We start from the raw sequence: 7,094 nt of genomic DNA, 5'->3' as shown, positions 1-7,094 counted from the left end.
GCGAGGGCCACCCTCCCCCGCAGAGGGGGGAGGGAAGGGCGCGCCGATCAGCGCCCGCACAGCCGCCGCCTGCGCCTCCGAGAGCGGCGCGCGGGCATGGTCCGGGTCGGGGATCGGGGCGACGGGCTCCGGCGCGAGGGCCACCGCCTCCAGGACACCGTCGTCGAGCAGCCCGTCGACCACGCTGAGCGACACCTCCGCTTCCTTGGCGAGGGCGCTCTTGCCACGGAGCGCACCGTCGCCGGCCACCGCCAGGACCTTGGCGCGGGCCGGCGTGGCGCGGGTGGGGGGCTTGCCGGTGGTGCGCACGGCCACGCGCACGGTCTCAGTCGCGGCCGCCTCGTCGGGCAGGCGCAGCACCATGGCGAGCGCCGAGCCCTTGGGGGCCAGCGTATAGCGGGCGATCCAGTCCACGAGCCTGCGCAGGGGCTCGGACAGGGGGGGCGCGTCGGTCTGGCCGGTGACGGGGCGCAGGTTCGAGCCGCCGGGCCGCTCGGACACGCCCCAGACCACGCCCACGGTCTCGCGGGGGCCGAGCGGCACCTGGACCACGTCGCCCGCGGCCAGTTCGAGGCCGGCCGGGACGGCGTAGCTGTAGGCCGTGTCGATCGCCAGCGGGATCAGGATCTCGGCGACGGCGGGCAAGGGCGTCTCGGGGTACGGGTGTCTCGGAAACCTATGTTCCGGGTTCGTACCATATCCCGCCGGCCGGCGCGCCCTCCGATCCGCGCGGGTCGTCAGCTCCAGGCGTGGAAGGGCGGGTTCACCCCGTTGAGGGCGTGGTTGCCCACGATCGCGTATTTCCAGCGCACCGGGTCGTGCAGGGTGTGGGTGCGGGCGTTGCGCCAGTGCCGGTCGAGGTTGTGCTCCTGCAGGGTCGAGCGCGTCCCGGCGAGTTCGAACAGGGTGTTGGCCGCGGCCAGCGCCACCTCGGTGGTGAGCACCTTCGCCTCGGCCACCGCGATCTGCGCGGCCGCCACGCTGTCCGCATCGGGGGCCGCCACCGCCGCGTCGATGGAAAGCCCCGCCCGCTCCAGCAGGGCCTCGGCCGCGTGTAGGCGGATGGTGAGGTCGCCGACCGCGCGGATGGTGTAGGGGTCGTCGGAGGCCCGGTCCTGCCCACTGTCGATCCAGGGGCGGGCCTTGGTGCGCACGAAGTCGATCGTGTCGTCCAGGGCCGCGCGGGCGATGCCGGCATCCACCGCCGCCTGGATGATCTGGAAGATTGCCCCGTCGGCGCTGGGGCGCTCGTAGCCCTTCCAGGCCGGGACGAGGTGGGTCTTCGGCACGCGCACGTCCTCGATCAGGACCGTGCCGCTGGCCGTCCCCCGCTGGCCGAAGCTCGACCAGTCGTCGATCACGCTCAGGCCCGGCGCGTCGCGCTCGGCGATGGCGTACCACGCCCGCCCCTGCGCGTCGGTCGCCACGATCGGCACGAGGTGGGCGAGGAGCGCCCCCGTCGCGTAGAACTTCTGGCCCCGCACCACGACGTGGTCGCCGGCATCGCTGAAGCGGGTCTCGAAGTCGGCGGCGCGCTTGGTGCCCCGCTCCGAGAAGGCGTTGCCGAAGCGGGTGCCGCGCAGGACCTCGCCGAACAGCAGCGCCTTCTGCTCGGGGTCCGAGACGGTGTCGATGGCCGCGACGATGCCGAGGTGGTTCTGCGCGATCTGGCCGATCGAGGGGTCGGCCGCCGAGACGATGGCGATGACCCGCGCCAGAATCCGGTAGGACAGCCCCGGGCCGCCATAGGCTCTGGGCACGTTGATCGACCAGAGCCCGCTCTGCGAGAAGGCGTCGAGTTCCTCGGCCGGGCGGCGGCCGGTCCGGTCGCGCTCCGAGGCGCCGGTGCGGAACGCCGCCGCCAAGGTTTCCGCGATGCGGATCGCCTCCGCGTCGTCGCGCACGACGTGGGCGGGCTCCGCGGACCTCGACGGGCCGGGCACGGCCCCGGTCGGCCGGGCGGATTCGAGCGCCTGCGCGCTGACGGCGATGGTCATGGACGGTCTCCGGTCTCGGTGCGGCTCTGTTCGGTCGGATCGTCGGGTCAGGCCGCGGCCGCCCGCTCGTCCGGCGCGGCGGCCTGCTGCCGGGCAGCCTCCAGGGCGCGCACCCGCGGGATCACCTCGGCGCCGAAATGGGCCACCTCCTCCTGGAAGTGCAGGAAGGCCAGGAGCGCCAGGTCGACGCCGGAATCCTTGAGGGCGAGGATGCGCTCGGCGATCTGGTCGGGGGTGCCGATCAGGTCGGTCTTGAAGCCGTCGTTGTACTGGACGAGGTCGTCGAAGCTCGATGTCGCCCAGTTGCCCTCGCCCTCGGGGGAGGCCTTGCCGGCGTTCTTGGCCTCGTGGCCGAAGGCCTTCACCGCCTCCGGGTCGGCGTTGTCGATGATCTCCTGGAGGACGGCGCGGGCCTCCCCTTCCGTCTCGCGGGCGATGACGAAGGCGTTGACGCCGACCTTGACCGAATGCCCGTTCGCCTCGGCCTTGGCCCGGATGTCGTCCACCTGCGCCCGGACGCCCTCGGGCGTGTTGCCGTTGGTGAAGTACCAGTCCGAGACGCGGGCGGCCATGTCGCGCGCCGCCCGCGACGAGCCGCCCTGGAAGATCTCCGGCAGGGGGTCGGCCGGCTTCGGCTTCAGGGTGTAGTTCGTGTAGCGGTAGAAGTCGCCGCGGAAGCTGAAGTCGTCCTGGGTCCAGATCCCGCGCAGGGACCGGATGAACTCCTCCGAGCGGCGGTAGCGCTCGTCGTGGTCGAGCCAGGGCTCGCCGATGGCGCGGAACTCCCCCGAGAACCAGCCGCTGACGACGTTGACGGCGATGCGCCCGTTGGTGAGCTGTGAGATGGTCGCGACCTGCTTGGCCGCGAGCGTCGGGTTCCAGGGGCCCGGCAGCAGGGCGGCGATCACCTTGATCCGCGAGGTCGCGGCCAGGAGCGCATGGCTGAAGGCCACGGATTCGTGCTGGTACTCGGCCCCGTAGCCCGCCGTGAAGCGGATCTGCGTCAGGGCGTAGTCGAAGCCGGCATTCTCGGCGATCTGCGCCAGCTTGCGATTGTAGTCCGCGTCCCAGCTCGTGCGCTGCGGGATCTTGCTGATCACCAGGCCGCCGGAGACGTTGGGCACCCAGTAGGCGAAGCGGATCGGCTCGGGGTGGTGCGGTCGGCTGGTCATGGCTCGCGTCCTCGGCTGCCGATGCGGAAGCAGGCGGCTTCGCGCATCGCTTATCTGTCGGATCGGAAAGGTCGGGCTTCGCCAGGCCCAAGCTGGCGTCGTATTCGGGATCGGTCCGCCTGCGTCCCGCACCGTCGAGCGAAGTATTTCGATAGTGGCACGCCACGTCAAAGGAAGCGGAAAGCCTTTTGCGGCTCGACCCTGCGAGGATGTTCCACAGCCGGGCCGGTCCGGCATCCGATCCTTCTCCCGGCCAGGTCTGAGCCCGTCCGATGCCTGAGGGCCGATGGCGCAGCGCAGCGATGATCTTTCGGATCGTTCTTTAAATCGAACGGTCCGCGAAGAGCGCCGTCTCCCGCCTAGCGGGCGCCGATCGGATCGGGGTCCGGAATCCGGCCTGCGGAGGGGTCTCGATGGGCGATCGGACGAAGCTTCTCCGTCCCACTGCGCCCGTGAGACGATCGTCTCCGACGGCCCGTTCTTTTGTGAGAACGTTTCATTGACCGGACGACCCCGTCCGGCCAGCTTCTAGGGGACAGCGGCGCACCCTCGCCCGCCCCTTGGGCGGCCCGGTGCCGCCCTCCGACACGAGCCGGAACGGCCCCTCCAGACCAGGACGAGACTTGCGATGACACGACCGAGACTCGTGGGGTTCAGCGCGAACCTGCAGCGCCCCTCGAAGACCCGCGCCCTGGTGGAGGCCGTGGCGCAGGAGGCCGCAGCAGGCGCGCCCCTGGACGTGCGCCTGTTCGACTTCGTGGATACCGGCTCGGGCATCGGTGCGGCCTGGAGCCGGGACGCCCTGCCGCTGCCCGCGCGCCGCATCGTGGAGGCGATCGAGGGGGCGGATGCGCTGATCGTGGGCTCTCCCGTCTACAAGGGCAGCTACACGGGCCTGTTCAAGCACCTCTTCGACCTGATCGATCCGGCGGCGCTCGCCAACAAGCCGGTGGCCATCGTCGCCACCGGCGGCGGCCCCCGGCACGCCCTGGTGGTGGAGCATGCCTTCCGGCCGCTCTTCGGCTTCTTCGGCGCCCTCCAGATCCCGACCACGGTCTACGGCTCGGATGCCGACTTCACCGACGGCGCGCCGACCGATCCCGGCGTGCGCGAGCGGATCGCCCAGGCCGGCGGGCAACTCTCGGCGCTCCTGACCCGCGGCGGCCTGGCCGGCATCCGGCCGGCCCCGGCAGCGCTCGCCGCCGTGGGGCGCTGAAGCAGGCCATGATCGACCGCCGCACCCTCCTCGCCACGGCCCTCGCCGCCGCCTCCCTGCCGACCGTCCGCGCCCGTGCCGCCGAGCCCGGCGTGCTGCGCATCGGCTACCAGAAGAACGGCATCCTGGTCGTCGCCAGGCAGCAGGGGGCGATCGAGAAGCGGCTGGCCGGCCTCGGCCATTCCGTGCGCTGGATCGAGTTCTCGTTCGGCCCGCCCCTGCTGGAGGCCTTGAGCCTCGACGGCATCGACCTCGGCCAGGTCGGCGATTCCCCGCCGATCTTCGCCCAGGCGGCCGGCGCCAACATCGTCTACGTCGCCGCGCAGGAGGCGGGGGGCTCGGGCGCCGGCATCCTGGTGCCGAAGGGCTCGCCGATCCGGACGCTTTCCGACCTCAAGGGCAAGCGGGTGGCCTTCGCCAAGGCGTCGAGCGCCCACAACTTCACCGTCGCGGCCCTGGAGAAGGCAGGGCTGACCTATGCCGACATCGAACCCGTGACCCTGGCGCCGGCCGATGCGGCCGCAGCCTTCGCCCGCGGCAGTGTCGACGCCTGGACGATCTGGGACCCCTATTTCGCCATCGCGGAGGGCGGCGACGGGGTGCGGGTGCTGGCGCTCTCCAGCGAGGTTGCCCCGCCCAATACCTTCTTCCTGGCCAACCGCAGCTTCGCCGAGAGCCGGGGCCCGGTGATCGCCGAGGCCCTCGACGCGCTCGGCGGCGTCGCGCGCTGGTGCGAGGCCAACCGCGGCGAGGTCGCGGCCCTGCTGTCCAAGGGCACCGGCGTGCCGCTGCCCGCCACGCGGCGCGCGGTGGACCGCACCGACTACGTCATCGGCCCGATGAACCCGGGCGTCACCGCCGAGCAGCAGCGCATCGCCGACCGCTTCCACGGCCTCGGGCTGATCCCGAAACCGATCCGCGTGTCGGATGCGGTCTGGACGCCCCCGGCGCGCAACGGCTGAGCCTCGTCATGTCTTCTCCGACCCTCGTTCACCTCCCCTCCAGCGGGAACGGGCTGCGGCGCGCCGCGCTGCACGTCTCCGGGCGCCTCGTCCCCTGGCTCCTGCCGGCCCTGTTGCTGGCCGGCTGGCAGGCCGCGGTCTCGGTGGGCCTCGTCTCGAACCGGTTCATGCCGGCCCCCCTCGACGTCGCACGCGCCGGGATCAGCGCGGCGCAGACGGGCGAACTCTGGACCAACCTCTGGGTCAGCACCCTGCGGGCGCTCGCGGGCTTCGCGGTCGGCGGCGGCATCGGCTTCGCCCTGGGGCTCGCCAACGGCCTGTCGCGCCTGTCGGAGCGGCTCACCGACACCTCCGTGCAGATGGTGCGCAACGTCCCCCACCTCTCGCTGATCCCGCTCGTGATCCTGTGGTTCGGCATCGGCGAGGAGGCCAAGCTCTTCCTGGTGGCGCTGGGCGTGTTCTTCCCGATCTACGCCAACACCCTCCACGGCATCCGCTCGGTCGACCCGACGCTCGTCGAGATGGGCCGCGTCTACGGCATGTCGAACGCCGAGCTGTTCCGCCGCGTGGTGCTGCCGGGCGCCCTGCCCTCGATCTTCGTCGGCCTGCGCTACGGGCTCGGCATCATGTGGCTGACCCTGATCGTGGCCGAGACGATCTCGGCCTCCTCCGGGCTCGGCTACATGGCCATGCAGGCGCGCGAGTTCATGCTCGTGGACGTCGTGGTGCTTGCGATCCTGATCTACGCCCTGCTCGGCAAGCTCGCCGACGCCCTGACCCGCCAGCTCGAGCGCGTCTGCCTCGCCTGGAACCCCGCCTACAGGACCGCGTGATGCTGCTCGACGCCATCCGACCCGATTCCGTGCCGGACCTGCGCCGCGCAGCGGAGGCCGCCCCACGCAATGCCGCGCCGGCCGCCGGCGAGGCCCGCGGCTACGCCGTCACCGTGCGCGACCTGCACAAGAGCTTCGACGGGCACGCCGTCATCGCCGGCCTCGACCTGTTCCTGCCGGCCGGCGGCTTCACGGCGGTGGTCGGCCGCTCCGGCTGCGGCAAGAGCACCCTGCTGCGCCTGATCCTCGGGCTGGAGCAGCCCACGAGCGGCCGCATCGGCCTGGAGGAGGCCGGGACGACGCGCCGCTCAGAGTCCCCGAAGCGGATCATGTTCCAGGAGCCGCGCCTGCTGCCCTGGGCCCGCGTGGTCGACAACGTCGCGGTCGGGCTCTCGGGCCACGGCTCGCGGGCCGAGCGGCGGGAGCGGGCGCTCTCCGCGCTCGCCGAAGTCGGGCTGACCGACAAGGCCGGGCAGTGGCCCGCGACCCTGTCGGGCGGCCAGCGCCAGCGCGTGGCGCTCGCCCGCGCCCTCGTCAGCCGGCCCGGACTGCTGGCGCTCGACGAGCCCCTGGGGGCGCTCGACGCCCTGACCCGCATCGGCATGCAGGACCTGATCGAGCGGATCTGGAAGGCGCAGGGCTTCACCGCGCTGCTCGTGACCCACGACGTGGGCGAGGCGGTGGCGATGGCCGACCGCATCCTCGTGGTCGACGAGGGCCGCATCGCCCTCGACGTGCGGGTCGACGTGCCCCGGCCGCGGCGGCGCGGCGACCCGGACCTCGCCCGTCTCGAAGGCCGCATCCTCGAACACCTGCTCGGCGAGCCCGCCGCCGCCTGAGCCATACGGAGACCACCATGACCGCATCGAACGACGGGAAGACCGACGTCCTCTGGTTCCTGCCGACCCATGGCG

The 7,094-nt window shown here is 72.3% G+C and carries 7 protein-coding genes; 4 read left to right on the top strand and 3 right to left on the bottom strand.

The features are described from left to right. The 3 genes from COGEMETH_RS11370 to sfnG form a co-directional block, all read right to left on the bottom strand. Positions 1 to 645, bottom strand: a 645-nt coding sequence (locus tag COGEMETH_RS11370; RefSeq protein ID WP_507762996.1) for a primosomal protein N' family DNA-binding protein, incomplete at its 3' end; no start/stop codon positions are given. A gap of 92 nt (positions 646 to 737) precedes the next feature. Next, a complete protein-coding gene (locus COGEMETH_RS11365; RefSeq protein WP_238182676.1) occupies positions 738 to 1,997 on the bottom strand; it encodes an SfnB family sulfur acquisition oxidoreductase in 1,260 nt (419 codons plus the stop codon). A gap of 47 nt (positions 1,998 to 2,044) precedes the next feature. Beyond that, a complete protein-coding gene (gene sfnG / locus COGEMETH_RS11360) occupies positions 2,045 to 3,169 on the bottom strand; it encodes a dimethylsulfone monooxygenase SfnG (RefSeq protein WP_238182675.1) in 1,125 nt (374 codons plus the stop codon). 628 nt (positions 3,170 to 3,797) lie between these two features. Between sfnG and msuE the strand changes: the two genes are divergently transcribed. From msuE to COGEMETH_RS11340, 4 genes are read left to right on the top strand one after another with little or no spacing between them, the layout of a single operon-like run. Next, the gene (gene msuE, locus COGEMETH_RS11355; protein ID WP_238182674.1) at positions 3,798 to 4,385 is read left to right on the top strand and encodes an FMN reductase; all 588 of its coding nucleotides are present in this window, start codon (positions 3,798 to 3,800) and stop codon (positions 4,383 to 4,385) included. 8 nt (positions 4,386 to 4,393) lie between these two features. Continuing rightward, on the top strand, positions 4,394 to 5,347 hold the full coding sequence (locus tag COGEMETH_RS11350) for an aliphatic sulfonate ABC transporter substrate-binding protein (RefSeq protein WP_238182673.1): 954 nt from the start codon (positions 4,394 to 4,396) through the stop codon (positions 5,345 to 5,347). 8 nt (positions 5,348 to 5,355) lie between these two features. Next, entirely contained in the window at positions 5,356 to 6,180 is an 825-nt protein-coding gene (locus tag COGEMETH_RS11345; RefSeq protein ID WP_238182672.1) for an ABC transporter permease subunit, read from the top strand. Beyond that, positions 6,180 to 7,019 (top strand): ATP-binding cassette domain-containing protein, encoded by an 840-nt coding sequence (locus tag COGEMETH_RS11340; protein ID WP_238182671.1) that lies wholly within the window; start codon positions 6,180 to 6,182, stop codon positions 7,017 to 7,019. Before COGEMETH_RS11345 ends, COGEMETH_RS11340 begins: the two co-directional genes overlap by 1 nt. Positions 7,020 to 7,094: the final 75 nt, after the last annotated feature.

It is taken from the genome of Methylobacterium trifolii (genome assembly GCF_022179685.1).
Taxonomy (GTDB): domain Bacteria; phylum Pseudomonadota; class Alphaproteobacteria; order Rhizobiales; family Beijerinckiaceae; genus Methylobacterium; species Methylobacterium trifolii.
Note: the sequence above shows the minus strand (reverse complement) of the source record. Positions and strands in the feature narration are given on the sequence as shown.